30 protein-coding genes are annotated in these 25977 nt (G+C 68.8%); 17 read left to right on the forward strand and 13 right to left on the reverse strand.

Features of this window, described 5'->3' with window-relative positions:
- Positions 1 to 62: 62 nt before the first annotated feature.
- The 7 genes from ACFONC_RS06395 to ACFONC_RS06425 form a co-directional block, all read right to left on the reverse strand.
- Entirely contained in the window at positions 63 to 641 is a 579-nt protein-coding gene (locus tag ACFONC_RS06395) for a hypothetical protein (RefSeq protein ID WP_386742873.1), read from the reverse strand.
- Between the two features lie 250 nt (positions 642 to 891).
- Positions 892 to 1257, reverse strand: a complete 366-nt coding sequence (locus ACFONC_RS06400; protein WP_386742874.1) for a DUF6164 family protein — start codon at positions 1255 to 1257, stop codon at positions 892 to 894.
- 96 nt (positions 1258 to 1353) lie between these two features.
- Positions 1354 to 3180, reverse strand: coding sequence for a sensor domain-containing diguanylate cyclase (locus tag ACFONC_RS06405; protein ID WP_386742875.1), 1827 nt, complete (start codon positions 3178 to 3180; stop codon positions 1354 to 1356).
- A gap of 54 nt (positions 3181 to 3234) precedes the next feature.
- A complete protein-coding gene (locus tag ACFONC_RS06410) occupies positions 3235 to 3459 on the reverse strand; it encodes a hypothetical protein (RefSeq protein WP_386742876.1) in 225 nt (74 codons plus the stop codon).
- Positions 3449 to 4357 (reverse strand): SAM-dependent methyltransferase, encoded by a 909-nt coding sequence (locus ACFONC_RS06415; RefSeq protein WP_386742877.1) that lies wholly within the window; start codon positions 4355 to 4357, stop codon positions 3449 to 3451. The genes ACFONC_RS06410 and ACFONC_RS06415 overlap by 11 nt, the downstream gene beginning before the upstream one ends.
- Before the next feature lie 30 nt (positions 4358 to 4387).
- On the reverse strand, positions 4388 to 4945 hold the full coding sequence (locus ACFONC_RS06420; RefSeq protein WP_386742878.1) for a GNAT family N-acetyltransferase: 558 nt from the start codon (positions 4943 to 4945) through the stop codon (positions 4388 to 4390).
- Position 4946: 1 nt separating this feature from the next.
- Positions 4947 to 5573 (reverse strand): HD domain-containing protein, encoded by a 627-nt coding sequence (locus ACFONC_RS06425; RefSeq protein ID WP_386742879.1) that lies wholly within the window; start codon positions 5571 to 5573, stop codon positions 4947 to 4949.
- A 255-nt stretch (positions 5574 to 5828) separates the two neighbouring features.
- Here ACFONC_RS06425 and ACFONC_RS06430 point away from each other — a divergent pair, with 255 nt between their 5' ends.
- Genes ACFONC_RS06430 through ACFONC_RS06440 form a run of 3 tightly spaced genes read left to right on the forward strand, consistent with a single transcriptional unit; the run spans position 5829 to position 7186 of the window.
- Positions 5829 to 6506, forward strand: a complete 678-nt coding sequence (locus ACFONC_RS06430; RefSeq protein WP_386742880.1) for a class I SAM-dependent methyltransferase — start codon at positions 5829 to 5831, stop codon at positions 6504 to 6506.
- Complete coding sequence (locus ACFONC_RS06435) at positions 6503 to 6853, forward strand: YkgJ family cysteine cluster protein (protein ID WP_386742881.1); 351 nt, start codon at positions 6503 to 6505, stop codon at positions 6851 to 6853. The genes ACFONC_RS06430 and ACFONC_RS06435 overlap by 4 nt, the downstream gene beginning before the upstream one ends.
- A 57-nt stretch (positions 6854 to 6910) precedes the next feature.
- Positions 6911 to 7186 (forward strand): hypothetical protein, encoded by a 276-nt coding sequence (locus ACFONC_RS06440; protein WP_386742882.1) that lies wholly within the window; start codon positions 6911 to 6913, stop codon positions 7184 to 7186.
- A gap of 22 nt (positions 7187 to 7208) precedes the next feature.
- Here ACFONC_RS06440 and ACFONC_RS06445 read toward each other — a convergent pair whose 3' ends face one another.
- The 3 genes from ACFONC_RS06445 to ACFONC_RS06455 form a co-directional block, all read right to left on the reverse strand.
- Entirely contained in the window at positions 7209 to 7553 is a 345-nt protein-coding gene (locus ACFONC_RS06445) for a zinc ribbon domain-containing protein YjdM (protein ID WP_386742883.1), read from the reverse strand.
- Positions 7554 to 7592: 39 nt separating this feature from the next.
- A complete protein-coding gene (locus ACFONC_RS06450) occupies positions 7593 to 7805 on the reverse strand; it encodes an oxidoreductase-like domain-containing protein (protein ID WP_386742884.1) in 213 nt (70 codons plus the stop codon).
- An 85-nt stretch (positions 7806 to 7890) separates the two neighbouring features.
- On the reverse strand, positions 7891 to 8160 hold the full coding sequence (locus ACFONC_RS06455) for a DksA/TraR family C4-type zinc finger protein (RefSeq protein WP_386742885.1): 270 nt from the start codon (positions 8158 to 8160) through the stop codon (positions 7891 to 7893).
- 253 nt (positions 8161 to 8413) lie between these two features.
- Here ACFONC_RS06455 and ACFONC_RS06460 point away from each other — a divergent pair, with 253 nt between their 5' ends.
- The 4 genes from ACFONC_RS06460 to ACFONC_RS06475 all read left to right on the forward strand — a co-directional run bounded on the left by ACFONC_RS06460 (position 8414) and on the right by ACFONC_RS06475 (position 14060).
- Positions 8414 to 10360: an LTA synthase family protein gene (locus tag ACFONC_RS06460; RefSeq protein WP_386742886.1), complete on the forward strand. Its 1947-nt coding sequence runs from the start codon at positions 8414 to 8416 to the stop codon at positions 10358 to 10360.
- A 169-nt stretch (positions 10361 to 10529) separates the two neighbouring features.
- Positions 10530 to 10832 carry a DUF2388 domain-containing protein gene (locus tag ACFONC_RS06465; RefSeq protein ID WP_386742887.1) on the forward strand — a complete coding sequence of 101 codons (303 nt, stop codon included), beginning with the start codon at positions 10530 to 10532 and terminating at the stop codon, positions 10830 to 10832.
- A gap of 33 nt (positions 10833 to 10865) precedes the next feature.
- Positions 10866 to 12722, forward strand: coding sequence for a DUF7844 domain-containing protein (locus tag ACFONC_RS06470; protein WP_386742888.1), 1857 nt, complete (start codon positions 10866 to 10868; stop codon positions 12720 to 12722).
- Between the two features lie 213 nt (positions 12723 to 12935).
- Positions 12936 to 14060, forward strand: a complete 1125-nt coding sequence (locus ACFONC_RS06475; RefSeq protein WP_386742889.1) for a sensor domain-containing diguanylate cyclase — start codon at positions 12936 to 12938, stop codon at positions 14058 to 14060.
- 8 nt (positions 14061 to 14068) lie between these two features.
- Here ACFONC_RS06475 and ACFONC_RS06480 read toward each other — a convergent pair whose 3' ends face one another.
- Positions 14069 to 14791 (reverse strand): glutathione S-transferase, encoded by a 723-nt coding sequence (locus tag ACFONC_RS06480; RefSeq protein ID WP_386742890.1) that lies wholly within the window; start codon positions 14789 to 14791, stop codon positions 14069 to 14071.
- 204 nt (positions 14792 to 14995) lie between these two features.
- Here ACFONC_RS06480 and ACFONC_RS06485 point away from each other — a divergent pair, with 204 nt between their 5' ends.
- Entirely contained in the window at positions 14996 to 15685 is a 690-nt protein-coding gene (locus ACFONC_RS06485) for a glutathione S-transferase family protein (RefSeq protein ID WP_386742891.1), read from the forward strand.
- Positions 15686 to 15687: 2 nt separating this feature from the next.
- Here the strand turns inward: ACFONC_RS06485 and ACFONC_RS06490 are convergent, their stop codons facing one another.
- On the reverse strand, positions 15688 to 17064 hold the full coding sequence (locus ACFONC_RS06490) for an FAD-containing oxidoreductase (RefSeq protein ID WP_386742892.1): 1377 nt from the start codon (positions 17062 to 17064) through the stop codon (positions 15688 to 15690).
- Positions 17065 to 17253: 189 nt separating this feature from the next.
- Between ACFONC_RS06490 and ACFONC_RS06495 the strand changes: the two genes are divergently transcribed.
- From ACFONC_RS06495 to ACFONC_RS06525, 7 genes are all read left to right on the forward strand, one after another.
- Positions 17254 to 17730 carry a YaiI/YqxD family protein gene (locus ACFONC_RS06495; RefSeq protein WP_386742893.1) on the forward strand — a complete coding sequence of 159 codons (477 nt, stop codon included), beginning with the start codon at positions 17254 to 17256 and terminating at the stop codon, positions 17728 to 17730.
- Positions 17731 to 17792: 62 nt separating this feature from the next.
- Positions 17793 to 17960, forward strand: coding sequence for a hypothetical protein (locus ACFONC_RS06500; RefSeq protein WP_386742894.1), 168 nt, complete (start codon positions 17793 to 17795; stop codon positions 17958 to 17960).
- 108 nt (positions 17961 to 18068) lie between these two features.
- The gene (locus ACFONC_RS06505) at positions 18069 to 18614 is read left to right on the forward strand and encodes a peroxiredoxin (RefSeq protein WP_386742895.1); all 546 of its coding nucleotides are present in this window, start codon (positions 18069 to 18071) and stop codon (positions 18612 to 18614) included.
- A 269-nt stretch (positions 18615 to 18883) separates the two neighbouring features.
- Entirely contained in the window at positions 18884 to 19159 is a 276-nt protein-coding gene (locus ACFONC_RS06510; RefSeq protein WP_386742896.1) for a hypothetical protein, read from the forward strand.
- A 394-nt stretch (positions 19160 to 19553) separates the two neighbouring features.
- A complete protein-coding gene (locus tag ACFONC_RS06515) occupies positions 19554 to 19940 on the forward strand; it encodes a GntR family transcriptional regulator (RefSeq protein WP_386742897.1) in 387 nt (128 codons plus the stop codon).
- A 106-nt stretch (positions 19941 to 20046) separates the two neighbouring features.
- Positions 20047 to 20907, forward strand: a complete 861-nt coding sequence (locus ACFONC_RS06520) for an ABC transporter ATP-binding protein (RefSeq protein WP_386743078.1) — start codon at positions 20047 to 20049, stop codon at positions 20905 to 20907.
- Positions 20904 to 22418: a hypothetical protein gene (locus tag ACFONC_RS06525; RefSeq protein WP_386742898.1), complete on the forward strand. Its 1515-nt coding sequence runs from the start codon at positions 20904 to 20906 to the stop codon at positions 22416 to 22418. Before ACFONC_RS06520 ends, ACFONC_RS06525 begins: the two co-directional genes overlap by 4 nt.
- An 83-nt stretch (positions 22419 to 22501) precedes the next feature.
- Here the strand turns inward: ACFONC_RS06525 and ACFONC_RS06530 are convergent, their stop codons facing one another.
- Positions 22502 to 23437 carry a M14 family metallopeptidase gene (locus ACFONC_RS06530; RefSeq protein ID WP_386742899.1) on the reverse strand — a complete coding sequence of 312 codons (936 nt, stop codon included), beginning with the start codon at positions 23435 to 23437 and terminating at the stop codon, positions 22502 to 22504.
- A 237-nt stretch (positions 23438 to 23674) separates the two neighbouring features.
- Between ACFONC_RS06530 and ACFONC_RS06535 the strand changes: the two genes are divergently transcribed.
- Together ACFONC_RS06535 and ACFONC_RS06540 are read left to right on the forward strand one after the other, a co-directional pair.
- Positions 23675 to 25372: an EAL domain-containing protein gene (locus ACFONC_RS06535; protein WP_386742900.1), complete on the forward strand. Its 1698-nt coding sequence runs from the start codon at positions 23675 to 23677 to the stop codon at positions 25370 to 25372.
- 188 nt (positions 25373 to 25560) lie between these two features.
- Positions 25561 to 25908, forward strand: a complete 348-nt coding sequence (locus ACFONC_RS06540) for a hypothetical protein (RefSeq protein WP_386742901.1) — start codon at positions 25561 to 25563, stop codon at positions 25906 to 25908.
- Positions 25909 to 25977: the final 69 nt, after the last annotated feature.

Raw genomic sequence — 25977 nt, forward strand, 5'->3', positions numbered from 1 at the left:
GCCCGTCGTCCATCGTCGACCCAACCCTGGTCAGCTGCGCCCGGCGCATGCCGGCCCGTGGTTCACTTCTTCGGTGCGGCGCGGTATTCAGCCATCGCGCACAGGGCGACGTCGGTCGCAGAAGCCGCCGGAAGCCCCTGCCCGCTCAGCGCGAGCACCTTCACCACTTCCGCGTCGCCTTCCATGACTTTCGCGATGGCCAGGTAACCGGTCTTGAGCGTGCCGCAGAAGGCGTTGCCCGGCGCTTCGGTGGGCGGCGTTTCCTCGACCACGTGGCGCAGTTCCACCTGCTTGCGCGGTTCGATCATCATCGCGTCGGCGAATCGCGCGCCGGCGGTGTACTGGTCGTCCCCGTTGACCAGCGCCACCCGTTCGGTGGTGAACGTCGCGCCGTTCGCACCGACGACCTCGCCATCGGCGATGGTCAATGCGCCGGTGGCCGATTCGGCGACCGGGTTGCTGGCGTCGAAATCGCCGAGTACCACCGCCTGCAGCGTTGGCGGCGCGGCGCGCTCGACCGGCGCGCTGGCCGGATCGTGCTGCGGGATGGCCGGTGGCGCCGGCGCGGTGTTTGCCGCGGGCTGGGCGGGGGGCGTCGCGGGCCGGTCCCGTGAGCAGCCGGCGGCAAGCAGGACGGGCATGGCGAGCATCGACAACGCAACGCGACGGCAGGAACTGGAAAAATGCATGGATCTCGATCCCCGGAACACGACGGTCAACAACCCGTCATCTTAAACTTGGAATGTTCACCTGGCGTTAGCCCGGCGGCGATTGCGACGCGCAGGCGGGCGCCCCGGATCGGAGACGGCGCGCCAGCGGATGAAGCCGCCGACTGTGCCAGAACGCCGGCGCAGCCCACACCGGGGCCAACCCGGGCTTGCCGCGGGGCGCTCAATGGTGCAGCAGCCATACCGGCAGCGCGACCAGTCCGAGCAGGAACACGATCGCCACCAGCGTCAGCAGCACGCGCAGCGGCTGCTGGCGGACGATGTCGGCGAAGGTTTCGGCGGTGCCGTCACGCAGCGCCTGTTCGCGCTCGGCGCGGACACGGGCCTGGCGCTGCTTCTGGTAGTCGGCCATCAGCCGCTTGGCCTCGGCGACCTTGGCGTTGTCCTCCACCCAGATGCCACCATGGGAGATGCCCCAGCGGCTGGGCCGGGTTTCATAGAACGCGATCCCGCCCGTCTCCAGGAAGGCACGCACGTCGTCGGCCTCGTCGTCGGACACGTGGCGCAGGTTCAAGAGCAGTTTGGCCATGCGCCATTCTATAGCGCCGCATGGGCCGGACGCCGCGCACGTGCCTTCCGGGATGGCCACTGCCAGCCCCGGCGCATCGCCAACTGGCAGCCGGGATCAGGAAGTCAACCGCTCGGGACCGGCATCGGGCACCACCTTTTCCGGCTGGCCACCAGGCGCCATCCCCGGGTCGCCGCCGCCGGCCACGACCTGGAGCTGCTTCCAGGCCTGCGCGTCGCGGTCGAAGACCGTTACCCGGTTGCGTCCTTCGCGCTTGGAGCGATACAGCGCCTTGTCGGCGTGCGAGAGCAGCTTGGCCAGGTCATAACCCGACAGCGAGGACGACGTCACGCCGAAGCTCGCAGTGACCAGGAACCTGTGGCCGCTGGGTTGGGCGTCGATGCTGGCGATGCGCACGCGGCAGTCCTCGGCCACGCGCTTTGCCCCGCGCAGGTCGCAACCCGACAGCAGGATCGCGAACTCCTCGCCGCCCAGGCGGCCCAGGTGGTCCACGCGCCGGCAGAACGTGCGGCAGTGTTCGGCCACTTTCTTCAGGGCCCAGTCGCCGGTGTCGTGGCCGAAACGATCGTTGATCGACTTGAAGTGGTCCAGGTCGAACATCACCAGCGCCACGTCCTCGCCGGCCCTGGCCGCCTGCCCGAGCGTCTGCAGCGACTGCTGCGTGAAATGATGGCGGTTGCACAGGCCGGTCAGCGCGTCGGTCTCGGCCATGCGCCGCAGCGACACCTGCACGCGCTTGGTCTTGAAGGCCCAGTAGCCGACCGAACCGACCAGCACGACCAGCAGCAGGATCAACAGGCGCGAAGACTGCGCCTTCTGTTCGCTGACGCGGTGCTGCAGCTGCAGGACCTCGTTCTTCTTGTTGAGAAGTTCGATCTCCTTCCCTTGCTGGAACGACTGGGCCCTGACGATCTGGTAGGCCATTTCGCGCGCGGCAACATCTTCCCTGTAACCCCGCTCGGCTGACGCATACTTCTTGTACAAATCCAGCGCGGCTGCCGGGTCGCCCTCCTGCTCGGTAATGTCGAACAATGTCTTGTAGGCGACCACCAGCGGGAGCGAATCGACCAGGCCGCCATTGAGGGCAATCGCGGCTTCCGCGTGCTTCCTGGCTGCCGAAGTGTCCCCAAGCATCAGTTTCATCTCGGCCAGCAGCGAGTGGACCTCGCCGATCAGCCGCTGGTACCCGGTGGATTCGATTTCGCCCAAATGGTCTTCGAGCAGCCTTGCCGCTTCCTGCGTGCGTCCCTCGTTGCGCCATTTCCGAGCCAGGTAGATGCGCGAGAACCCCGCCAGGGTTTCATCGCCGATCTGCTCGCACTGCCGCAACGCACCGACGGCCTCCTCATCGGGGAAGGGCCCGCCCAGATGCAGGGACGACTCGACCAGCAGGTTCCTGGCGATGCACCTGTTCCGGTCATTGGCGCCGTCATCAAGGACTTGCCGCGCGTAGCGACGACCGAGTTCGTACTCGCCCACCTGGTTGTAGAGAATCCCGGAAGCCACCAATCCATGGTGCCTGGTATCACGATCCTTGATGCCTGCAGATGACGCTATCGTCTCTTCCGCCGCCATGAGCCCTTCGCGGAATTCCCGGGTGATGGCGTATGCGTTCGCCAGCATGGCGCCCGACCGGTAGCGAATATCATCGCTTGCCGCCCCGGCATGGAGTTCCTTGAACTTGCCGATGGCCCCTCGCATGTCCCCCATGCGCACCATCTGGTACGCATGCATGAACTCCAGCTCATCACGCTGCTGCTTGGTTGCGGAGTCGGCCAGGCCATCAAGATCGGTGAGTATCTGCTGGAACTTCGCAGGGTCTGAAGTCCGTATGGCATCAGCTTCGCGAAGCTTCGAGTCGAACGCGACCGACGCGGACGCAGGCGCCCAGAACGACCATGCAAGAATGGCGCCTGCGAGCAAGCCGTGAATACATTTATTCATGACGCCTCCCCGGCCGATTCCCCGACCGACCTGCTAGCCGTCCTTGTCCGGCTGTTCTTCCGGCTCGCGATCATGATCCCCGTCATCATCCCGCTTGTCCGGTTCCCTGAGTGGCTCCTGTTCGTCAGGCGTCGAGATCATGCAGTAAATCGCAGATCGCCCATCCAACAATCGGCCCAGCGCCGGGCCATCTCCAGCCAGCAACGCGCTTCGCTGGGCTTCGTCGACTTCCAGCCGGGCAATTTCGTCAGCCTGCATGTCCCGGCACGCAATCGCCGGCTTGCCGCCGAGCATTTCCAGGAACCGAATCGAATCCGACACATATCCCCCTGTCTTGGAGTTGGCAATCAACTGCGGGCTGCTTGCAGTACACGTCGTTCAAACGGGAAACCTTCTCAAGCATTTCATCGTTGCGTTGCATCTTCATCGCTGGCGGTATCAGCAGCGTCGTCTGCATGCCCTGCCCGGCATCGGCCAGCTGCGACAGCGGAATCCATTCCATGCGCGGTGTCGCAACCGGAAGCGTGGCAGCTTCGTACAAGGCCACGACGTGCTCCATCGGATAATCCTCGGCCAGTCGTTCGACCAGCAGGCGGCGATGGGCCGGCCCAGTACTGAAACGTCTCACCGAGCGATCTCCGGCCACGCCTACCTGCCACAGCACCAGGTAGGCCGACGGATCGATGCGGCGGTGGTAGAACATGAACTGGCTGGCTTCGTAGTGCTGGCAACCGACCTCGCCCGGGTCGATGCCGAGATCGGCGTACAGGCAATCTTCCGCCGAGACGCCGGGCTCCATGTGCGCATCGAAGCCTTCGGCACGCGCCTGTGCGATGGCCTTGTGCGGAACGCGGGCGAACACGCCCGGATGGCCGTAGAAGGCGCCGCAGACGCGGCGGCCGGCGCGGACCTCGGCGAGCATCGCCGCGATCATCTCGCGATAGGTGTCGTGGCGGGACTTGCCTTCGGCGTAACAGGGTTGGAGGCTGCGCACGTCGGGGTGCATCTGCTGCAGCCACAATTCGACGATCGGGTCGGAGACGGCGCCGAACACGACGTCTGCCTGCTCGATGGTGGCTCGCGCGCGCGGGCCGATATGGGCGCCGAGCATCATGCCCACGCCCACACAGGACAAGCTTCCCTTCCCTGCCGCCATGCCGATTTCCCCGATACAGCACTGCCGAATCTAGCAGGTCGCCGGAGGTGCCGCAAAAACGGTGCCGCGCCGGGCCGACCAATGCTCGCGTTCCAGTTGCCAGCGCAAGGGAGCCGGGCCGTCAACTGCTTCCGGCACGGGCTCGAAGCCCAGCTTGCGCATCAGGCCCGCTGCGAGACCATTATCGGGGGCGTGACGGGTCCAGAGCCGGCGCTGCGCGGTCGCGGCGAAGACGACGTCGGCCAGCGCTGCGATGGCTTCGGTGGCATGGCCACGGCCTTGCGCGCGGGCGGCCAGCAACACGCCGACTTCGGCCGAACCGGGTTCGTCCGGATCCGGCAGCCAGGCCATCAGCCCGAGCGCATCGCCGCCCTCACGCGACACGAGGATCCAGCAGCGTGACCGCGGCGGCTCGATGACCTGTCGCCGGAGCACCAAGCCGAATGCGCGCAACGCAGCCTCGCGCGACAACGGCGGGGCGACATGGCGCATCACGCGATGGTCGGTGTACAGCCGGCAATACAGGTCTTCGTCGGAAGGCTCCAGCGGCCGCAGGTGCAGGCGTGGCGTGTACAGGTCGCCCGCCACTTCAGCGCTTTTCGTTGATCGCGCGCCGCAGGTTCGCTCTAGCGCGCGCGTCGTAACGCTCGTGAAAAAAGTCGCTGAGGTAGATCCGCGGCCTGCCCAGCAGCGCCTTGAGGAAGCGGCGGCGATTGAGCCGGAACAGCCAGGCCGGGACGGCACCGCGGTACTCGGTGGCGATGCCGCGGTCGTAGGCGTCGAACACGGCCGGCTCCGCGCCGAGGATCGCCATGTCGCAATCGAGGAAATGGCGGGTGTCGTCGGCAATGGCATCGTCGCCGAAGTCGTCGGGCGAGAACTGCCCGTGGCGCGCGGTGAGTTCGATCAGTCCGGCGACGCGCGACGCATCGACGGAGTTCGCAGGCAGCCACTTCGCGATCTCGGAAACGGCAAGTTCCGCCGAGCGCGTTTCGTTGTCGCTGCGACCAGCCTCGTAGATGGCGTCGTGGTAAAGCACCGCGAGGAAAGTTTCCGCCGGCTGCGTCCAGCCCGGCCCGGCGGCCACGTCGGCGTGGTGGCGCAGCACTTCACGCACGTGGTTGAAGTCGTGGTACGCCCGCGGCGGTTGGGCGTAGGCGGCCTCCAGCGCTGCGAACTGCTCTTCGGGAAGCTTGACTGGCGGGACCGGGGGCATGGCGGCGGATGGGCGGTGCTGGTCGTTCGTGGCGGCCATCTTACGGCGGCCATCGATGGCAGGGGGCTCCCGCGGCAATCGGGGGCGAATCCGCCTGCGGCGCTCGAATGAAGCCGCCCTTCAGCCCGATGGCGTAGCATGGCCGGCGTTATCCGCTGTTTCGCGCGCCTCGTCCGACAATCGCGTCGCCGTCTCGCTCCCCTCCTCCGCGTCTGCATCCCCGCTTCCGGGGTGCGAGCCCTTCCGGGAGCGCCCATGCCGGGCTACGACACCCATACCCGCACGCTGCGCCTCGGTGGCCTCGACTACCGGATCCGCTCGCTCGCCGACCTGCAGCAGTTCGCCGACCCCGACAACCACGCACAGCTGCTGGGCATCTCGTCGGCGCAGTGGAGCCTGTTCGGCCACATCTGGCCTGCCGGGCGCCTGCTGGCCGAGGCCATGGCCACGCACGACATCGCCGGCAAGCGCATCCTCGAACTCGGTTGCGGGCTGGGGCTTGCGAGCCTGGTGCTGCGGCGCCGGGGCGCGGACGTGGTCGCCAGCGATTACCACCCGCTGGCGGAAACCTTCCTCGCCTACAACGCTGCGCTCAACGAACTCCCGGCCGTGCCCTACCGCACGCTGCGCTGGGACACGCCGAACGACAGCCTCGGCCGCTTCGACCTGATCATCGGCAGCGACATCCTCTACGAACGCGACCACGCCGAACGCCTGTCCGCACTGCTGCCCCGGCACGCGCAGCGCACCTGCGAAGTGCTGATCACCGACCCCGGCCGCGGCAACAGCGCGCCGTTCACCCGTGCGCTTGCCGCGCAGGATTTCGTACTCGTCGAACGGCGCTGCCGCATGGACGAAGGCGACACGCCGCCGTTCCGCGGCCGCCTGCTCAGCTACGCGCGCACCGAAGTCGCTGCCGGAGTGATGCCGTGACGCTGGCCGCGGCCCAGGCCGGGAAGTGCACGAAAGGCATCGACCCCACGGTGTCTTGCGGGAACTGCGACGCGGTGTGCTGCCGCCTGACCGTGGTGTTGATGCCGGAAGACCGCGTCCCTCGGCACCTGACCACCCGCACCGGCCACGGGCTGGAAGTCATGGCGCGTGACGAGGAAGGCTGGTGCGTCGCCGTCGACCAGAACCGCATGTGCTGCTCGATCTACGAACAGCGCCCCGCGGTGTGCCGCAAGTTCGCGATGGGCAGCGAGTACTGCCGCGACGAACGCAGGATTTACCGCGAACAGATGCAGCGCGGCATTCCGCTGACGCTTCGCGACGAATAACGCCGCAGTAACGATGCAGCGCGCACAGTGAACCGGCCTGCCCCCCGCCCGGCCGGCATGTTTCCGCAACCAGCCCACGGCATCCAAGAGCAGGCAACCAGAATGGTCAATCCGAAACCCGACGCCAGGACGCGCATCCGCAGGAGCACGCGGGACGGTGCGGACGGCGGTGCGCAAGGACGCCTGACCAGCGACCGGATCTCCGCGGATCTGGCGGATTTCCAGAAGGCAGGCGGGCAGGTCGAGGTCCTCGGTGTGACCCGGGTACTGAAGAAGCTGGGCGAGAGCGCCGCCGAAAGCGCCGACGAAGAAACGGACCAGCCGGCAAGCTGACGGGCGCGCTTTTCGGCGGGCTTCAGGCCTTGCGCAGGAAGCAGGTTTTCAACACCAGCCCCTTGATCCGGTCGGAGTTGCCTTCGATATGCTCCGCATCGTCCTCGACCAGGCGGATGCCGCGGATCACGGTGCCCTGCTTCAGCGGGATCGATGAACCCTTGACCTTCAGGTCCTTGATCACCACCACGTTGTCGCCATCGGCAAGGACGTTGCCGTTGCAGTCGCGCGCCTGCGGGCCCGCCCCGCCCGCCTGCACATCGGCCGCGGCCGGCCATTCAAAGGCGCAATCCGCGCAGACGAAGTCGTCGCCATCGGGATAGGTGTTTTCGCCGGCGCACTGCGGGCAGGCGGGAATGTCGCTCATCGACGTCGCTCGGGCGGCGGGTGGCCGGCAATTATAGGTTTACGCGCCCCGCTCGCTGCGCCGCCGCCTTGCCTCGTCCGGGTCAAGGCCCGGATTGCGCTCGCGCCAGGCTGCCAGCTCCGCCTCGTAGAACGCCAGTTCCTCGGCGTAGATGTCGAACACGCAGCGATCGCAGCCGCTCTCGCAGCAATCGAACGCGAGCGGCTTTTCCGGCGGGACCGGCGGGACATCGGGGAGCATGGCGGCAGGCATTCAGCGGTTGGGTGCAGTCTAGGGCCGTGAAGCGATGAAGCTGGCTGCGTCAGCCCCATGGGACGGCGGGACAGTCACGCACGCCTCAGCGCAGCTGGCTGTCCTTGCTGCCACGGCGGTTGTAGCCGCTGGCCGACGCTTCGTTCTCCGCGTCGCGCGCCTGCTGGCAGTCCACGCACAGGCGCACGCCGGGCACGGCCTTGCGCCGCGCCTCGGGGATTTCCGTATCGCACTCCTCGCAGTGGCTCAGGCCCGGCCCCTGCGGGAGCTGGCTGCGCACTCGCTTGATCGCGTCCTTGACGGTCGCGTCGATCTGGTCCTGGACGGCGCCGTCGCCTGCCCAACCGGTTGCCATGTCCGACTCCTGAGTCGTCGATCGTGTGATGGAACACACGATATCGAGGCTACGATGAACGATGTCAAGCCGGCCGGCCCCATCCGGCGACGACGCCCGCGGGCACCGGTCTCGGCGCAAATGACAGAATGATTACAATGCTGGCCCGTCGTGCCCGCGCCTGACGGCGCATCCGCGGATATCGACCGATCGCCCTGGCAGCCCGAAAGGCCGCGATCGCGATGGGCAGCGGATACCGCAACAGGAGATTCGATTGCGATCCTTCGGCCGTGTTTCCGGCTTCCTCGGCAACTCTCGGGTCCTGCTCGGCATCTACGCCCTCCTGCTGCTGGCGGGCATGGTCGCCAGCTACGCGCTGTCGTGGCGTCGCAACGGCTGGCCGGAGGACATCGCCAGCGTCTTCGGCCTGCTGGCGCCGTCGGCCGCGGAGGCACTGCTGTTCTGGTGCATCGGGTCGCTGCTCATCGGCAGACGCGGCCTGCGCAGGCATCCGCTGCGCACGACATTGTTCGCAGCCACCACGCTCGTGTTCAGCGTACTGATGCCGGCGCAGTGCTACGCGCTGCTGTACTCCAACTCGTTCATCAGCGTCCTGGCGCTGGAGAACGTGGCATCGGCGCACCTCTCGGCCGACATCCGGCAGCCGCTGCTGATCGCGGCCGCGATCGTGGCGTCGGTTGTGCTGGTGGTCCTGTGCCGGTTTGGAACACCACGCGATCGCCCCTCCCGGCCCTGGCGGCGATACGCGACGGCGTCGTTCGCCGTCGTATGCGCGATGACCGCATTCACCGCCAACCGGGCCTCGCCCGTTGCCGACGGCGCTGGCGGCCTGCAGCCGGGGCAGTCGCCGGTCACGGCGCTGCTGCTGACCAGCTGGCAGAAGTGGCAGCTGTACCACTACGACGCCATGTCCGGGGGGAGCGTGGACGACGATGCGCCCTACCCCTACCTCAAAGACTGGGTGAACCGCGAACCGCTGCCGTTCGCCGGCAAGCCACCCGTCGCACAGCCAAACGTCATCGTGCTGTTCATCGAGGGCATGTCCGCCCGCACGCTGGAACCCTACGGCAGTACCTATCCTGGCCTGACGCCCAACCTGCAGGCGCTGGCCCGGGACACGATGGTGGTCGACAACTACTACAACCACACCGCCGCGACGTACCGAGGACTGCAGGGGCAGATGACCTCGGGTTTTCCGCGCTACGGCGGTTCGGAGGGCGGCCAGGGCTGGCTGGAGGGCCGCAACGCCGACAGCTATGCCAAGCGCTCGTACTCGAGCCTGTCAGGCGTCCTCGGCAAGGCCGGTTACCACACCGTCTTCTTCGCTCCGCACCCGTCGGTGAGCGCGCTCAACGACCTGATCGCCATGCTCGGCTTCGACGAACTCTACAACCGCGAGCGCAGCGTGAAAGCGCTACTGGGCAATGACCCGGTGCAGCCGTTCATCCGCAACGCGCTGACCGACCACGACCTTTTCCTCGCCCTGCGCCGTTACCTGGAAAGGAACAATGGCAAGCAGCCGCTATTCATCGGCCTGTACAACATCGGCACGCACGCCTTCATGGACGTCGACGGGCACGGCGAGAAGTACGGCGACGGCAGCAATCACTCGCTCAACACGATCCACAACCTGGATGCACAGTTCGGGCGCTTCTACCGCTGGTTCGCCCGGTCACGCTACGCTGACAACACGCTGCTGGTCTTCACCAGCGACCACGCGCACTACCCCGAACCGACCTACGTGCAGGCCGCCCGCGACGAGCACGCCGGTGACGACGAGTACGACCCCTACTTCGTCGACCGCATCCCGATGTTCGTGCGCGCGCCCTGGCTGGAAATGCCACCGCGCTTCGACGCGCACGACCGCACTTCACTGGGCCTGGCGCCGACCGTGCTGAGCCTGCTGGGGATCGACCGCGCGCGCAACAGCTTCATCGGGCAGTCGATCTTCCGGCCGTACGACAGGGGCGATCCCGGCCTGCGCATCGCACCGCTCGGGCCGTCGGTGTATGCGATCCACGACGGCCACGTCTACGCGCCGGGCAAGATCCCCACCGCGATGGCAGCGCGCTATGAACATGAAGTCGCCCGCGCGCGCCAGTACCATGCGCTGGAAAGCGAAGGTCGCATTTTCCCGGCGCGTGGAGCCGGCCAGTCGGGCGCACCGGCCGCTGCCGTTTTTCCGGCACCGGCGAAATAGCGATCGCGAAAGACAACTGCGCTGCCGGGCTATCGGAGCCTGTGCGACGCCGGTCACACCTTGCCGGCCGCGGCATCGCAGCGCACGGACGATGCGCCAGACGCACGCATTACGCTACGATCACCGCCGACGGCAACTCCGTCGACACCCCACAGCCCGGATTCGATCGATGACCCGACTGCTCCTGCTCTGCGCCCTGGCGGCGTTTTCCATCGCACCGGCCATGGCCGGGAGTTTTGCCGGCAGTTCGGCCGGCGCCTCGTCAGCGGGCTCTTCGGCGTCGTCTGGCAGCACGTCCGGCGACGACAAGGTGGTGCTGCAGGCGCGCGACGACGCGGCCGGGTTCGTCGCCAGCGACGGCCGCATCCGCGGCGCGATGCTGGAAGCCGCGCTGCGCCACCTGCGCGAGGGCAGCCTGGCCGCACGCCAGGCCAGCGACATGGAACTCGCGCGCGCCATCCTGGCGCAGTAAGTCGTGGCGCCCTCGGCGCCTGTTCGACCACCGTTGCGATCGCGCCGCCCACGATGGCTGGCCGCGTGCCTGCTTGCCTGCGCGCTGCCTTCACAGGCGGCGCTGCAGCTGCAACTGGCGGAGGACGCCCTGACGCCGGCGCAGGCCGAGGCCGCGCGGCAAATCCTCGATGACGCGACGCGGCGCCTGCCGGCGGCCTGGATCGAGTCGATCGACGGCCCGATCACCGTACAGTGGACCAACGACCTGCCGGACACCGTCCACGGCCGCGCGCGCGGCGACACGCTGCACCTGCGCCGCGCCCTGCTCGACGACTGGATCGCTCGCCCGGCAGGCGCCGCCGACGACGACCCCGCCACGCGCGCGACGCTGGCGGCCGTCGTCCACGAACTCGCCCACGTCCACGACCGTTCGCCGCGCGGGGGGCTGTCGCGCGATCCGCGCCTGCTCGACCTGGCCGGCTGGCAGGTCGGCCCGCTTCGGTTCGGCCTGCGGTTGTCGAACAACGCTTTCACCGACCGCAGCCCGGATCCATACGAACTCGACAGCCCGGCCGAGTTCGTCGCGGTGAACCTGGAGTACTTCGTCCTTGATCCGGCGTATGCCTGCCGCCGGCCGGCGCTGCATCGCTATTTCGCCGCGCATTTCGGCGCCGCCCCGCCACACCCGGAGTGCGCGCCCGGCCTGCCCTACCTGCTCCCGGACGCCGGCGACGGCCAGGCGTTGCTGCTCGAACTCGATCCGGCGCGCGTCCAGTCCGTCGACTACCTGCTGGCCGAGGGCAACGACCAGGCCATGAGCCGCTGGGGCCACAGCATGCTGCGGCTGGTGGTCTGCGCGCCCGGACGCCCGCGCGGCCCGGACTGCCGCCTCGACCTGCAGTACCACCTCGTCCTGTCGTTCCGCGCCTTCGTCGACGACGTGCAGGTCTCGAGTTGGCGCGGACTGACCGGCTCGTACCCATCGCGCCTGTACCTGCTGCCGCTGCAGCAGGTCGTGGACGAGTACACCAAGGTCGAATTGCGCGGCCTGCAGTCGATCCCGCTGCGGCTGGACGATGCGGAGATCGCCGGCCTGCTGGAACGCGCTGCGCGCGTGCACTGGAGCTATGACGGCCGCTACCGCTTCATCACCAACAACTGCGCGGTGGAAACCTGGAAGCTGCTGCACGACGGCGTGCCGCGACTGGCCGAAGCGGGCCTTTCCAGCATCACGCCGACCGGGCTGCTGCGCCGGCTCGGGCGCGCCGGCGTCGCCGACTCCGCCGTGCTCGACGACCCGGCCAACGCGCGGCGCCAGGGCTACTATTTCGCGCCGGCCAGCGCGCATTACCAGGCGATGTTCGAGGTGGCTGGCGATACCCTGCAGCTGCCGTCCGAAGACGTGCATGACTGGCTCGAACTCGCGCCCGCCGAACGTTTGCCCTGGCTCGAACGCGGCGACCTGCGCGCCAGTGCCGCGCTGCTGCTGCTGGAAGAAGCCGCGCTGCGACGCGAGGAACTGCTCGCGCGCGACGAACTCAAGCGATTGCTGCTCGGCCGCCACGCGAAAGACGACGCCAACAGCGCGGACATGCGCGAGCGCCTGGATGCCGTGCTGGCGCTGGAAGGACAGCTCAGCCGGCCGGCCGAGCTGCTGTCCTCGGGCTACGGTCTTCCCGAGCGCGCCGAGCGCGAAGCCTTGGCGGCGCAGGGCACGCAGCAGGCGCAGCGACTGCGCGAGCAGGGCCAGCGCCTGCATCGCGACGCGCGCGCAATGCTGCCACGGCGGCAGCGCGAGGCGCTGGCGGCGATCGAGGCGAATATTGCCCTGCTCGGCGCGCGGCTGCGTCGATTGCATCGCGAAAGCGGCGGCCTTGACCTCGACCACCTCTCCGACCTGCCCCGGTAGAAAGCCGTCGGGGACGTGGCCCCGACCTGCAAGTCCCGGAGCGCCCCCAGCGCAGCAGCGCGCCGCTCGAATCGATTCGGCATCCCGGATTCCCCGCCGTGATCGGATGACGGTTGCCCCGGGCACCCGCGAACAATTCCCGGTCCGCCGCCCGTCAATGTCGCACCCGCGCGGCTATGATGGCCTGGTTGCAACCAGGGGGCGTGACCTGCAATGGCGCGGGCCAACGGCAATCCACCACACGACGACAGCGGGGCACCGCGCAGCGTCAGCCGACCCCACCGTCCGCTGTATCGCACGGTGTATCCGTTCCGCATCCTGGGCATGGGGCTGTCCTCGCTGCCGGTGGGCGTGGTGCTGGCGCAGCAGCAAGCCGGTGCCATGGCGTGGGCACTACTGCTGTTCAGCGGGCTCCTGTGGCCGCACCTGGCGCTTTGGCGCTCGCGCCGCAGCCGCAACCCCGAGCGCACCGAGCGGGCGAACCTGCTGGTCGATTCGGCCATCGCCGCACTGTGGGTGCCGCTGATGCACTTCAACCTGCTGCCCAGCGCACTGATCCTCACCCTGGCCACGGTCGACAAGATCAACACCGGCATCCGCGGCCTGTGGCAGCGGTCGCTGCCGGGGATGGCGGGTGCAATCGTGCTGGGAGGCCTGCTCACCGGATTCGCGTTCGCGCCGGAGACCAGCATGCCGGTGATCATCGCGTGCATGCCGATCCTGCTGATCCACACCGTGGCCGTCAGCCTCAACGGCTATCGCCTCGTGCGCCGCGTGCACTACCAGAACCGACGCCTGGACGAGCTCAGCCGCACCGATCCGCTGACCGGCCTGGACAATCGCCGCCAGTGGGAAGAGCACGCGCAGCACGTGCTGGAGCGGCAACGCACGGGACGGGGTCCGGCGACGCTGGTCATGGTCGACCTCGACAGCTTCAAGGCCGTCAACGACGAGCGCGGACACGCGGCCGGCGACGATGTCCTGCGCAGCGTCGCGGCGGTACTGCGCGAGTGCATCGGCGACCGCGGCCGCGCCGTGCGCTACGGCGGCGACGAGTTTGCGGCAGCGCTGGAGGTCGACGAGCCGCAGGCGCTGGAGATCGCCGAATCCATTCGCAGGCGGGTGGGCGAACTGTCGTTCGTCGCCGCGCCGGCCCTGCGCTGCACGGTGAGCCTGGGCGTCGCCAGCGCCAGCCCGGGGATGTCGCTGCGCCGCTGGATGGCCGCCGCCGATTCGGCACTGTACGACGCCAAGGACCAGGGCCGTGACCGCGTGGCTACGCCGGGCCGCAATCCGCACGCCGCGGCGACCGACAGGGCCCGCGCCGCGGCGCGCTGAGGCGCGGCTCAGGCATCGAGCTCCGGGTAATGGCGGAAGATGCCGTCCTCGTTGAACGGCTGCCGCCGCGGCGATGCGAGGTAGGCGGCCATGTTGCGCCGTTCGCCGATGCGGCCGGCCAGTTCGAGCACTTTGGGAATGTCGCGGCCGAGCGCATCCATCGCATTGGGAAAGGCATAGCGCAGCCCCTCCACCAGTTGGAACAGCGACAGGTCCGCATACGACAGGCGCGCGCCGACCAGATGCGCCGCCCCGGTGGGGTTGCGTTCCAGCACCGACTCGAACCAGCCGAGGTACCTGGGCATCCGCTTTTCACGGAATACGCGCGCGCGTCGCACCGCTTCCTCCTTCTGGTTGCAGTACCAGTCACCGACATCCAGCGGATGGTGCGTGTCGTGCGCCTCGGCGACCACGTCGGCGATCGTCAGCTGCAACTGGTGCGTCCACAGCGCCGCGTTCGCGTCGCAGGCCACCAGCCCGAGCCGGGGACCGAGGTACTGCAGGATCGCCGCCACCTGCGCGACGACGAGCTTGCCGTTGACCAGCACCGGCGGCGCGAACGGCGGATGCACCGCGCCGGGCGCGTCCAGCAGCGCCTGCACCGCTTCCAGCCCGCCTTCCGCCTCGTCCCTGCCGACATCGACGTATGCAGCGCCCGCCTCCTCGAGCGCCAGGCGCACGAACTCCCCGCGCCCCTGGATCCCGGGCCAGTAATAAAGCCGATAAATCATGCTGATCCTCCCTGATTGAACAATCATGATGCACTGTCGCGGCATGCACCGCAGACCGGGCCTGTCTGCCCGCGCCAGTGAATTACGCGAATCGATGCAATTGCCGGCCCATGTCGATCCCGACCCCGCTCGTTCGTCGCCACTGCAAAACGTTCTCGATCGACGCGATTCCAGCCCATCACTCCCCAAGAATCCGGAGCCCGCATGCCACCTGCCCTGTCCGCCCCCGAGTCCCGCGACCTGCTCCTCTACGCCCACCCGTTCTCCTCGTACTGCCAGAAAGTGCTGGTGGCGCTGTACGAGAACGGCACGCCGTTCGAATGGCGCCTGCTGTCGGAGGAGCACCCGCAGGTGCTGGCCGACTTCGCCGCGCTGTGGCCGCTCAAACGCTTCCCGGTGCTGGTCGACGCCGGCCGCGCCATTCCCGAGGCCAGCATCATCATCGAGCACCTGTCCCTGCACCATCCCGGGCCGGTGCCGCTGCTGCCCGCCGACCCGCGCGCCGCGCTCGAGGTACGCGGCATGGACCGGTTCTTCGACAACTACGTCTCCACCCCGCAGCAAAAGGTGGTGTTCGACAGCCTGCGACCGGAGGCCGAGCGCGACGCGCGCGGCGTCGCCGATGCGCGCGCGATGCTCGACACTGCCTATGCCTGGCTCGACCGGCACATGGCCGGGCGCGAATGGGCGGCCGGCGACGGTTTCAGCCTCGCCGACTGCGGCGCCGCGCCATTCCTGTTCTACGCCGACTGGACGCACCGCATCGACCCGGCGTTCGGCAACGTGGTCGCCTATCGCAAGCGGCTGCTGGCACGCCCGTCGTTCGCGCGCGCGGTCGACGAGGCGCGTCCCTACCGCAGATTCTTCCCGCTCGGCGCGCCGGACCGCGACTGACGTCAGCCGCCCGGCGCCTTCGCTTCGGAGATCAGCGTCGGGATCAGCTCCGACACCGTCGGATGGATCGGCACCGTGCGCTGCAGCTGCGTGGCGGTGGCGCCCACGGTCATCATGTCGATGATGCCGTGGATCGCCTCGTCGCCCTCGATGCCGAGGATGGCGGCGCCGAGGATCTCCTTCGATTCGGCATCGATGACGATCTTCATGAATCCCTGCGTCTCGTCCCTTTCCACCGCGCGCCCGACCCGCGGCATCGGTCGCTTGCCGACCAGGTACGGCCGGCCGCGCTTGCGCGCTTCTGTTTCACCGATGCCGACACGGCCCAGCGGCGGATCGATGTAGAGCGCGTAGCCACTGATGCGCTCGCTGAGCTTGCGATGCCCGCCGTCGAGCAGATTGGCGGCGACGATCTCGAAGTCGTTGTATGCGGTATGCGTGAACGCGCCGCGGCCGTTGCAGTCGCCCAGCGCCCAGATGCCCGGCGCGCTGGTGCGCAGTTCGTCATCGACGACGATGTAACCGCGTTCGTCCACGTCCACGCCGGCCTTGTCCAGCCCGAGGTCGGCGGTGTTGGGCACGCGGCCCACCGCCACCAGCACGTGGCTGCACGCGATCGTGTCGCCGTCGAGCGTTGCCGTGATCAAGTCCCCATCGCGCGCGAACGCGATCTCGCCGACACCGGTGCGGATGTCGACGCCCTCTCCTTCGAGGATGTCGCGCACCGCCGCCGACACATCCTCGTCCTCACGACCGATCACGCGCGGCCCCTTTTCCACCACGGTCACTTCCGCGCCGAAACGCCGGTGCATCTGTGCGTATTCCAGGCCGATGTAGCTGCCGCCGACGATCAACAGGTGTTCCGGCACCCGGTCCAGTTCGAGGATCGAGGTGTTGCTCAGCCAGGGGATCGTGTCCAGCCCGGGAATGTCCGGCGTGGATGCGCGCCCGCCGACATTGAGGAAGACCTGCGGCGCGGACATCCGCTCGTCGCCGACGCGCAGCGTGCCGGGATCCTCGAACCGGGCGTGGCCCTCGACCACCGTGCAGCCGTCCATGCCGTCCAGCCACTCGCGCACGCCACGGCGCGCGTTGGCGATGACGGTGTCGGCGCGCGACTTCACCTTCGCCATGTCGATGCGGACCTCGCCTTCGAGCAGCACGCCAAACTCGGCCGCACGGCGCGCCACATGCGCGGCCCGCGCGCTGGCGACCAGGGTCTTGGTCGGCATGCAGCCGGTGTTGACGCAGGTGCCGCCGAACAGCTTGCGTTCGACCAGCGCGACCGACTTGCCTGCCTGCGTCAGCCGTCCGGCCAGCGGCGGGCCCGCTTGCCCTGCGCCGATGATGATCGCGTCGAAGCGGCACGCTTCTTTCACGTGGCCACCATCGCGACGGGCGGCGCGCCGCCGATCCACGCCCGGAAAAGGTGAACGGCCATTCCGGCTCTCCTCGCAGGGAATCCAGCGCCCGACTCTAGACCCTTCGGCGACGCGGGAACGTCACGCGGTCGTCGCGTCCGTGCGATCCGGTCACAATGACCCACCTTCCAACGGATCTGCCTGCGCGTGACCGATGCCACCGACGCCTCCCGCATCTGGGTCGATGCCGACGCCTGTCCCGGCGTGATCAAGGACATCCTGTTCCGCGCCGCCGAACGCACGCGGGTGCGGGTGACCCTGGTCGCCAACCAGTGGCTGCGCACGCCGCCCTCGCGCTTCATCGACGCCATCCAGGTACCGGGCGGCTTCGACGTGGCCGACAGCGCGATCGTCGAACGCGTCCGCGCCGGCGACCTGGTCGTCACCCAGGACATCCCGCTGGCCGCGCGCGTGATCGAGCGCGGCGCGGCGGCGCTCAACCCGCGCGGCGAACGTTACACCCCCGACAACATGGCCGAGCGGCTGTCGATGCGCGATTTCATGGAGGAACTGCGCGGCGCCGGCGTCCAGACCGGCGGCCCCGCGACACTGCACGCGCGCGACCGGCAGGCCTTCGCCAGCCAGCTCGACCGCTGGCTGGTGGCGCGACCCGCAAGCGGCTGACGGCGCCGGGCGTTCTCCGCGACCCCGTACAATGGGGGGCCATCCCGTACCGAGGCAGCTCATTGGCCAAGCCCAACTATTCGTTCGAGAAGCGGCAGCGCGAGATTGCCAAAAAGAAGAAGCAGGATGAGAAGGACGCGCGCAAACGCGAAGCGCGCGAGGCCGCCAAGGCCGCGAAGTCCGACGAACCCGCGTCCGTCGAGCCTGCGGAACAGCCGGACGCCGACTGAATCCAGCCTGCCGCCCCGACGCGGCGATGCATGCCTGCAGGCAGTGCAAGGCGTGACCGGACCGCCGCGGAGGGGGTGTATAACCAGCCCATCCACCGGAGCCCCGCCATGAAGTCACCGTCGAAAGCCCTCCTCGCGACCATCGCCGCCACGCTCGCACTGGCCGCGCCCGCGTTCGCCGCGCTCAAGCCCGGCACGCCCGCACCCGACTTCAGCGCCCCGGCCTACCTGGCCGGCGAGCCGTTCACCTTCAAGCTGGCCGAAGCGCTGGAGAAGGGCCCGGTGGTGGTCTACTTCTTCCCCGCCGCGCACACGCCCGGCTGCAACCTGGAGGCCGCGTTGTTCTCGCAGGCGATCGACAAGTTCAAGGCCCGCCACGCCACCGTGATCGGCGTGACCGCCGGCAACACCGACGAGCTGGCCGACTTCTCGAAGGAAACCGAGCACTGCGGCGGCAAGTTTCCTGTCGCCGCCGACGAAGGCGCGAAAATCGCCGCGCAGTACGACGCGGTGCTGGAAGGCAGGCCCGGGTGGTCCAACCGCACCTCCTACGTGATCTCGCCGGCGGGTGAGATCGTGCATGCCTATACCGAATCGAACCCCAACCACCACGTGGCCGAGACGCTCGCGGCCCTGGATGCCCTCGCCAACTGACGGCCGGGCCGGCCACAGTGCCGCCAGAACCCTGCAGGATGCCGCACGTTCGCTGATTTTCTGCGGAAATAACCTCCTGTTAATGGGTTTTCGGGTAGTATTCCTGCACTTCCCGTCCACACATTACGCCGCGCACGTGCGGGGCGTATGCGCGCGTCCCGCGCCAGCCGGACGAGGAACTCCACCCGGCAGCCCACCCGCCCAGGACGTTGCCTCATCCCGTTGCCAGCGCCAGCGCTGCAACGGCGAACCGCCTGCAAGGAGATTCCATGCCCCGCAAGTCCAACAGCACCTCGCACCTGTCTGCACGCCCGAGCAAGGCCAAGGACGTCGGCCGCAACCTGACCAGCGAAACCATCGCCGCCGACCTCTCCGCCTTCCGCAAGCAGGGCGGCCGCATCGAAGTCCTGGGGAACACCCCGCTCAGCGCGACGAACGTCACCGCGTTCCGGTCCAAGACCGACGCGCAGCGCAAGACGACCACGACGCCGGCAGCGGCCGCCCCTGCCGCCAAGCCGGCACGCAAGGCCGCGACACAGCGCTGACCGCTCCGGCAGCTTGAAGTACCCGAACGCCGCAGCTGCGGCGTTCTTTTTTTGGGGCTCCCTCCAAGTCGAGGAGAGTCGAGAACCAGGCGCACGGTCCGTACGCAGGCATCGGAAGCCGCGGCTTCTTCGTCGGCGAACGAAGATCAAGAGCCGTCGGGGGCGTAACCCCGACCTGCGCGACTTCAACAGAACCGTAGATGTCTGCGCCAAGGCGAAGCCATGTCCTGGGGCGGCCGTAGGTCGGGGTTACGCCCCCGACGGCTCTTGATTTCCTGCTTCTGGAAAATGGCAGGAGTCTTCCGACCCCCGACACCAGCCCGGTGCGGGCCCCTTGCCCCGCCAGCTCACCCGGCACTTGACATCCCCCAAGTGTATTGTTGTAGTAATACACATGGACGCAACCCTGCTGCACATCCAGCCCGCCGCGCCGCAGCCCATCTATCGGCAGATCGCCGAGCAGATCCGCCGCCTGGTGGCCGGCGGCCAGCTGGTGGCGGGCGCGGCCCTGCCCTCGGTGCGCGAAGTCGCGGCCGTGCACGCCATCAACCCGATGACCGTCTCCAAGGCCTACAGCCAGCTGGAGGCCGAAGGCGTACTCGAACGCCAGCGCGGCAAGGGCATGGCCGTGGCCGCGCGGGCCGTGCCCGGCGACGCCGCCGTGCAGCGCTGGACCCTGCTCGACCCGAGCCTGGACGCCGTGGCCCGGCAGGCACGCGAACTCGAGCTCGCGCCGGACGAGGTGCTCGCCCGCCTCGGCCAACGCATGCGACAGAAATGACCCGGAGAACCTGATGAACGCAAGCATCGACACACTGGCCATGCAGCACCCCACCGCCGCCGACCGCGCCCCGCCGCATGCCGGCATCGACACGACGGCCGCGCCAATGGCCGCCAGCGGCCTGGACAAGCGGTACGACGGCCAGCCCGCGCTCGACCAGGTGTCGCTGCGGCTCGAACCGGGCACGGTGCTCGGCCTGATCGGCCGCAACGGCGCCGGCAAGACCACCCTGATCCGCGCACTGCTGGGCCTGATCGAAACAGACGCCGGCAGTGCCAGCATCTGGGGCCACCCGGCCCTGCAGATGGGCGACGAGTGCAAGGCACGGCTGTCGTACGTGCCGCAGCAACCCGAGGCCCTGGCCTGGCTGAAGGTGGACGACATGCTCGATTTCATCGGCCGCTTCTATCCGCGCTGGGACGCCGCCTTCGTCGACGCCACGCTCGACCGCTGGGAGCTGCCGCGCAACCGGATGCTGGCCAAGCTGTCGCCCGGCGAACGCCAGCGCGTGGCCATCATCCGCGCGCTGGCGCCGCAGCCGGAGCTGCTGGTGCTCGACGAGCCCGCCGCCGCGCTCGACCCGGTCGCGCGCCGCGAGCTGCTGCGCGAGATCGCCCTTCGCGCCGGTGAATCCGGCACCACGGTGCTGTTCTCCACCCACATCGTGTCCGACCTCGAACGCGTCGCCTCGCACGTGGCCTTCATGCACCAGGGCCGGCTGCTGCTGCACAGCGAACTCGACAGCCTGAAGGAGCGCCACCTGCGCCTGCACGTGCCGCCGGCCGCCGCCGACCAGCTGGTCGGCCCGGTGCCGGGCGAAGTCGCCCGCCGCCCGCATCCCTATGGCGGCCACAGCGTGGTGATCGTGCGCGAGGAAGGCGCGGCATGGCCGATGCTGGCGCACGCACCGGGCGTGCAGCGCGAAGTGCTGTCGCTGGAGGACCTGTTCGTGGAGGTGGCCGGATGAACGCCGCAGCGTCGAACGCGACGGCATCCAGCCACGCCTGGCCACTGTCCCTGCAACGCAGCCTGGCAATGCTCCGCGCCTGCGCCCCGCGGCCGGCGGTACGCGTGCTGTGCCTGGTCGCAGTGGCGCTGCTGGTGACAGGCGCCATCCTGATCGCGGTGTACGCGCCCCGTCCCGAGCGCGGCGTGATCGGAGCGGTGACCCTGGTTTCGTTCGCCATCACCGCGCCCTGGGCGGTGTGGTGCTCGCGCCTGTTGCTGCTGCGGATGGAAGCGCAGGCCTGGCGCATGCCGGCGCTGCCCGCGGCGATTCCGGTTGCGCTGTTGCACGTGTTGCTCGCCACGGTGGCGGCCCCTGCCGTACTGCTGGTGCTGATGGCCGGCGCGGAGCCGGTGTTTACGGCGTCCTGCCTGATGCTGGCCGCCATGGCCGCCCTGTTCGCGGCGATGCTGCCGCGCTGGTTCTACCTCGCCATGTGCTTCGCCCCGTTTGCCTGGCTGGTCCTGAGTTCGCTTGCCATCCGCATCTGGGGACTGGACGCGCTGAAGGTGGACGTCTCGACGCTGTTCGCACCCTGGCAATTGCCCTGGCTCGCCGTGATTGCGACGCTGGCGGCCGCCTGGCGGTGGCGCGCGATCGTCCGCGGTGCCGGCACGCCCCGCTCGCCCTGGCGCCAGCCGGCGGTGCTTGCGTCGTACGCCAGCGTCTGGCCGGGCGCCGCCGGTGCACCGGATGCCGGCCAGTGGCAAGCCTGGATGCTCGACTGGTTGTGGCCAGCCGGCCAGGCCAGTCACGCCGGCCCCGAGCGGCCACTGCGCGCGATGCGGACGATCCTCGGCACGCCGTTCGCGCCGCTCACCCGTGGGCAGGCGGCCACGCAGCTTGGGTTCGGCGTGCTCGCCATGGCCGCGCTCGCCCTGATGGCCAGCACCGACATGGACCACGAAAAGCTGCGCAGCGTGGTCAACGGCGGGCTCGCCGGAGGCCTGGGCGGCGGCGGCATGGTGCTGGTCGGCATGTACGGCTGGCGCCTGGAACAACTGCGCCAGCGTCCGGCCGGCGAGATGGCCGAGTTCGCCCTGCTGCCCGGCTGGGGCGACGCCGCACAGGCTCGCCGCACCCTGCTGCTCGCGATTGCCCGCCCGATGGCGCTTGCCGCGACATGGGCGACGGTCATCCTGGCGGCGCTGTGCGTGGCAATCGGCGTCGGGGTCGCAGGCATGGCCTGGCTGCTGGTGGCCGTCGTCGGACTGTGCCTGCTGGCCATGCTCGCCTGCCTGCGCCCGCTGTCCGGCCAGGCGATGCTGCCGCTGTGGATGTTCGCCCTGATCGCGATCGCGATGGCGATGCTGGTCGCGACCACGCTGGTGGCGACGCGGCCGGACTGGTCCGCAGCAGCCGCCGACTGGCTGGCCGGTGGCTGGCTCGGGCTCTGCCTCGCCTGCGGCACCGGCCTGGCACAGGCGTGGCGGCGCTACCGTGCGCGGCCGCATCCGTTCGTGCTGGATTGATCCACGCGGCCCGCGCAGCGCGACCACGACCGACTGCCCAACGGCCCTGGTTTTGACGGACCAGCGGCCTGCTAGCTCCCGGCTCAGCCCTTGCCGGCGTCCCCGCCGTGCGCCAGCGCGAAATCGATCGCCGCGCACACCGCCGCGATCTGCGCCGCGTTGCACTGCTCGGGCGTGGCGCGGGGGCTGTCGGGATAGACCTCGGTGGTCGTGGTGTAGCGGGCGCCGGTGATGCCCGCGCACAGGCCGAGCCGGCCGACGTCGTATTCGATGACGCCCGGCGCCACCACGGGCGAGCCGATGATCCGGCCATCGGCGTCGGCCGGGGCGATGTGGGTTACCTTCGCCACCGCATCGATGACCGCCTGCTGGAACGCACGCTGCGGGTTGGCGCTGTCGTCGACCAGGTAGAAGCCGTCCGGGATCTCGCCCGGCTCGTACGGCTGGCCGTCGCGCGCGGCCAGCGCCGGACGGAACTCCGACTCGTCGCTGTCGGTGGTTTCGTGCAGGTCGACGTGCACCAGGAAACGACCGCGCAGCGGCTCCACCAGCTGCATGAGCGCCGCCGATTCGCGCGCCGGGCTGTCGGCGTGGAACGAACGGTTCGGATCGATCGCGTCGGGATTCCAGCGATGGATGCGCTCATAGGCCCAGGGGCTCACGCATGGCGCCACCAGCAGGTTCGCCTTGCCTGCATAGTCCGCGCCGTGGCGATCGGCGAACAGCAGCGCGCCGTGCACGCCGCTGGTCTCGTAGCCGTGCACGCCGCCGGTCACCAGTACGCACGGCAGCGCGTCGTCCCAGTCGCGGCTGCGGATCGCCAGCAGCGGATAGCCGTCGGGTGCGTACTCCAGCTGGCCGTACTCGAACACGTCGAAACGCCCGCGCAGGCGGTCGATCGCAGCCAGCACGTCGTCCGCGTAACTGCGCCTGCGCGACTGCCGGGACCGCCACAGCGCCCTCTCGGCATCGCCCCACGGCGTTCCCGGCGTTCCGATCGGATCCTGGGCAGTCGTCATCGCGTTGTTCTCCGGCGTTCGAGGGAACGCGCATTATCGCCGCATGCCCCTCGCGGGCGCGTAACGAAGCAACCCCGCGGACAAGAAACGCGCCAGGAATTGCGGTCCGGGCAAACGCGCGGATTCGCCCGATACGCCATCCATCGCGCCAACGTGCTAAAGATGGCGCTTCGGTTCACCGGATGGCAGGCGATGAAACCCTTGGGGAGGGTGTTTTGCGGTCGCCAAGGCGCAGGCATGCGGCGTTCGTGGTGCCTGGCCGGATTGCACGCGATCGCGCTGCTGATGCTGGCACTGGCCTGGCCCGCGGCCGCCAGCGATGGTGCATCCGGCACGCTGCGCGTCGGCGGCGACGCGAACTACCCGCCCTACCAGTTCATCGACGAGGACGGCCGCGCCGACGGTTTCGACATCGCGCTGGCACGCGCGGTGGCCGACGACCTCGGCCTCGAGCCGCGGATCGAACTCGGCGAATGGGACGACACGCTGGACCGGCTGACGCGCGGTGAGCTCGACCTCGTTCCGATGTTCTGGTCGGCCGAGCGCGAACAGCACTACCTGTTCACCCAGCCCTTCCTGATCCGCCACCACGCGCTGTTCGGGCGACGCGGGCAGCCGGAACTGGAATCGCTCGACGAACTGGCGAACGTCCGCGTCGCGGTGCAGCGTGCCGGACTTGCCGCCGAGGCGCTGCGCAAGCAGGCCGGCAGCGGCGTGACATTGCTGGAACTGGACACCGAATCGGGCACCCTGGTCGCGGTGGATCGCGGCGAGGCCGACTATGCCCTCGCACCCACCGGCATCGGCTACTACACGATCAACCGGAACGCGCTCCACGACGTGATCGCGCTGAGCCCGCCGCTGCTCGAACGCAAGTACGTGTTCGCAATGCCGCGCGCGCGCGCCGACCTGGTGCCACGGATCGACGCATCGCTCGAACGCCTGCGCGCCGACGGCGTGCTCAACGACCTGTACGTCGAATGGATCGGCAACCTCAACCCGCACACGAGCCGGCCGTGGCGGATGGTCGCCGCGGGGCTGGCGGCGCTGCTGGTGATCGGCTTCTTCGGCCACCTGTGGTGGCGCAGGTCACGCCCCGCCGCGCCCGGCGACGACGATCCGGCGCTGATCGCCGACCTGCGTGACGCCATCGCCGGTGGCCGCCTCGATTTCATGCTCCAGCCCAAGCTCGACCTGCGCAGCGGGCGCTGGGTGGGCGCCGAACTGCTGGTGCGCTGGAACCATCCGCAGCGCGGGCCGCTGGCACCGGACGAATTCGTGCCGATGGCCGAGCAGGCGCGCGTGATCGGCACGATGAACCTGCACCTGCTGCGCTGCGGCCTGCAGCAGCGCCGGCAGTGGCCGCAGGCCGAGCCGCCGCTGCATCTGTCGGTCAACGTCTCGGCCAACGACCTGGCCGATGCGCAGCTGGTCGACGACATCATCGACGCCTGCGGCCAAGCCGGTACCGGGCTGATGCTGGAGGTCACCGAAACGGACGTGATGCGCGAGCCCGAACGCGTCGCCGAGGCGCTGCCGCGCCTGCGCGAACACGGCATCCGGATCGCCGTGGACGACTTCGGCGCCGGGCATTCGTCACTGGTCAACCTGCGCCGCCTCGCGCCCGACGAACTGAAGATCGACAAGTCGTTCGTGGCCTCGCTGCTCAACTCGCGCTCCGACCAGGCCATCGTCACCGCGATCGTCGGCCTGGCCCACGAACTGGGCGCCACCGTCGCCGCAGAAGGCATCGAGGACGAAGCCACCCAGCGCTGGCTGGCTGACGCCGGCTGCGACGTGGGCCAGGGATTCGGCATCGCCCGGCCGATGACGGCCGGGGAGTTCACGGCGCTGCTGGTCGCTCAACAGGCCGCCAACAACTCTGCCCAGGGAGGGCCTGAACAACAGTCGTCATCCGCGCCTCCGCGGGAATGACGAGCAAACGCGAGTTGTCCAGGCCTTCCCGGACAATGTCCCTGCCCGGTCGACCTGCCGGACACTCCACGCCCGCCGTGTTCCAAGCGGCGCGACAACGAAGCACTCGAAATGCAAACTGCTCGGCAGTTCGCCGCCAACGCATTGCCGTAGGATTCTTGTCGCCTCATCAACCAAGGAAGAAGCACATGGCAACAAGGATCATTGTCACTACGGCAGTTTTCTCTCTCACCCTCTTCGCCTCGTCCGGCGCTCTTGCAGGCGATCTCGCACCGCTCGACAAGGTCCAGTCCCGGACAGCCGATGCGCTGGGCCTGGAGACCGAGGACTTCACCGTCTCCGACCTGGAAAAAGACGGCGTGGCCACGAGATATCGGGTCACCACCAACGACGGCGAGAAGTACAGTTGCTACGTCACGTCGACGTCCGGATTCATCGGATTCATGGCCGGTGGTGCGTCCGTTTCGGACGCCGTATGCAACCAGAAGGGCAAACCCGCCAGGAACGCCCTGCTGGAAGCAGCCGGGCAACTGTAGCGACCGGCGAACGTCCTGCATTCAACCGGAACAAGCCGGCCGATCGGGCCGGCTTGTTCCGTGCTGCCC

This window comes from Luteimonas soli (genome assembly GCF_042648865.1).
In the GTDB taxonomy this organism is placed as follows: Bacteria; Pseudomonadota; Gammaproteobacteria; order Xanthomonadales; family Xanthomonadaceae; genus Luteimonas; species Luteimonas soli.

Coding starts and splice junctions, on each gene's coding strand:
- ACFONC_RS06505 (WP_386742895.1), top strand. CDS start 18,069: ATGAAGTCACCGTCGAAAGCCCTCCTCGCGACCATCGCCGCCACGCTC.
- ACFONC_RS06450 (WP_386742884.1), bottom strand. CDS start 7,805: ATGCCTGCCGCCATGCTCCCCGATGTCCCGCCGGTCCCGCCGGAAAAG.
- ACFONC_RS06465 (WP_386742887.1), top strand. CDS start 10,530: ATGACCCGACTGCTCCTGCTCTGCGCCCTGGCGGCGTTTTCCATCGCA.
- ACFONC_RS06520 (WP_386743078.1), top strand. CDS start 20,047: ATGGCCGCCAGCGGCCTGGACAAGCGGTACGACGGCCAGCCCGCGCTC.
- ACFONC_RS06415 (WP_386742877.1), bottom strand. CDS start 4,357: ATGGCGGCAGGGAAGGGAAGCTTGTCCTGTGTGGGCGTGGGCATGATG.
- ACFONC_RS06540 (WP_386742901.1), top strand. CDS start 25,561: ATGGCAACAAGGATCATTGTCACTACGGCAGTTTTCTCTCTCACCCTC.
- ACFONC_RS06440 (WP_386742882.1), top strand. CDS start 6,911: ATGTTTCCGCAACCAGCCCACGGCATCCAAGAGCAGGCAACCAGAATG.
- ACFONC_RS06510 (WP_386742896.1), top strand. CDS start 18,884: ATGCCCCGCAAGTCCAACAGCACCTCGCACCTGTCTGCACGCCCGAGC.
- ACFONC_RS06530 (WP_386742899.1), bottom strand. CDS start 23,437: ATGACGACTGCCCAGGATCCGATCGGAACGCCGGGAACGCCGTGGGGC.
- ACFONC_RS06515 (WP_386742897.1), top strand. CDS start 19,554: ATGGACGCAACCCTGCTGCACATCCAGCCCGCCGCGCCGCAGCCCATC.
- ACFONC_RS06400 (WP_386742874.1), bottom strand. CDS start 1,257: ATGGCCAAACTGCTCTTGAACCTGCGCCACGTGTCCGACGACGAGGCC.
- ACFONC_RS06535 (WP_386742900.1), top strand. CDS start 23,675: ATGCGGCGTTCGTGGTGCCTGGCCGGATTGCACGCGATCGCGCTGCTG.
- ACFONC_RS06410 (WP_386742876.1), bottom strand. CDS start 3,459: ATGCAGGCTGACGAAATTGCCCGGCTGGAAGTCGACGAAGCCCAGCGA.
- ACFONC_RS06485 (WP_386742891.1), top strand. CDS start 14,996: ATGCCACCTGCCCTGTCCGCCCCCGAGTCCCGCGACCTGCTCCTCTAC.
- ACFONC_RS06445 (WP_386742883.1), bottom strand. CDS start 7,553: ATGAGCGACATTCCCGCCTGCCCGCAGTGCGCCGGCGAAAACACCTAT.
- ACFONC_RS06455 (WP_386742885.1), bottom strand. CDS start 8,160: ATGGCAACCGGTTGGGCAGGCGACGGCGCCGTCCAGGACCAGATCGAC.
- ACFONC_RS06395 (WP_386742873.1), bottom strand. CDS start 641: ATGCCCGTCCTGCTTGCCGCCGGCTGCTCACGGGACCGGCCCGCGACG.
- ACFONC_RS06480 (WP_386742890.1), bottom strand. CDS start 14,791: ATGATTTATCGGCTTTATTACTGGCCCGGGATCCAGGGGCGCGGGGAG.
- ACFONC_RS06475 (WP_386742889.1), top strand. CDS start 12,936: ATGGCGCGGGCCAACGGCAATCCACCACACGACGACAGCGGGGCACCG.
- ACFONC_RS06525 (WP_386742898.1), top strand. CDS start 20,904: ATGAACGCCGCAGCGTCGAACGCGACGGCATCCAGCCACGCCTGGCCA.
- ACFONC_RS06425 (WP_386742879.1), bottom strand. CDS start 5,573: ATGCCCCCGGTCCCGCCAGTCAAGCTTCCCGAAGAGCAGTTCGCAGCG.
- ACFONC_RS06430 (WP_386742880.1), top strand. CDS start 5,829: ATGCCGGGCTACGACACCCATACCCGCACGCTGCGCCTCGGTGGCCTC.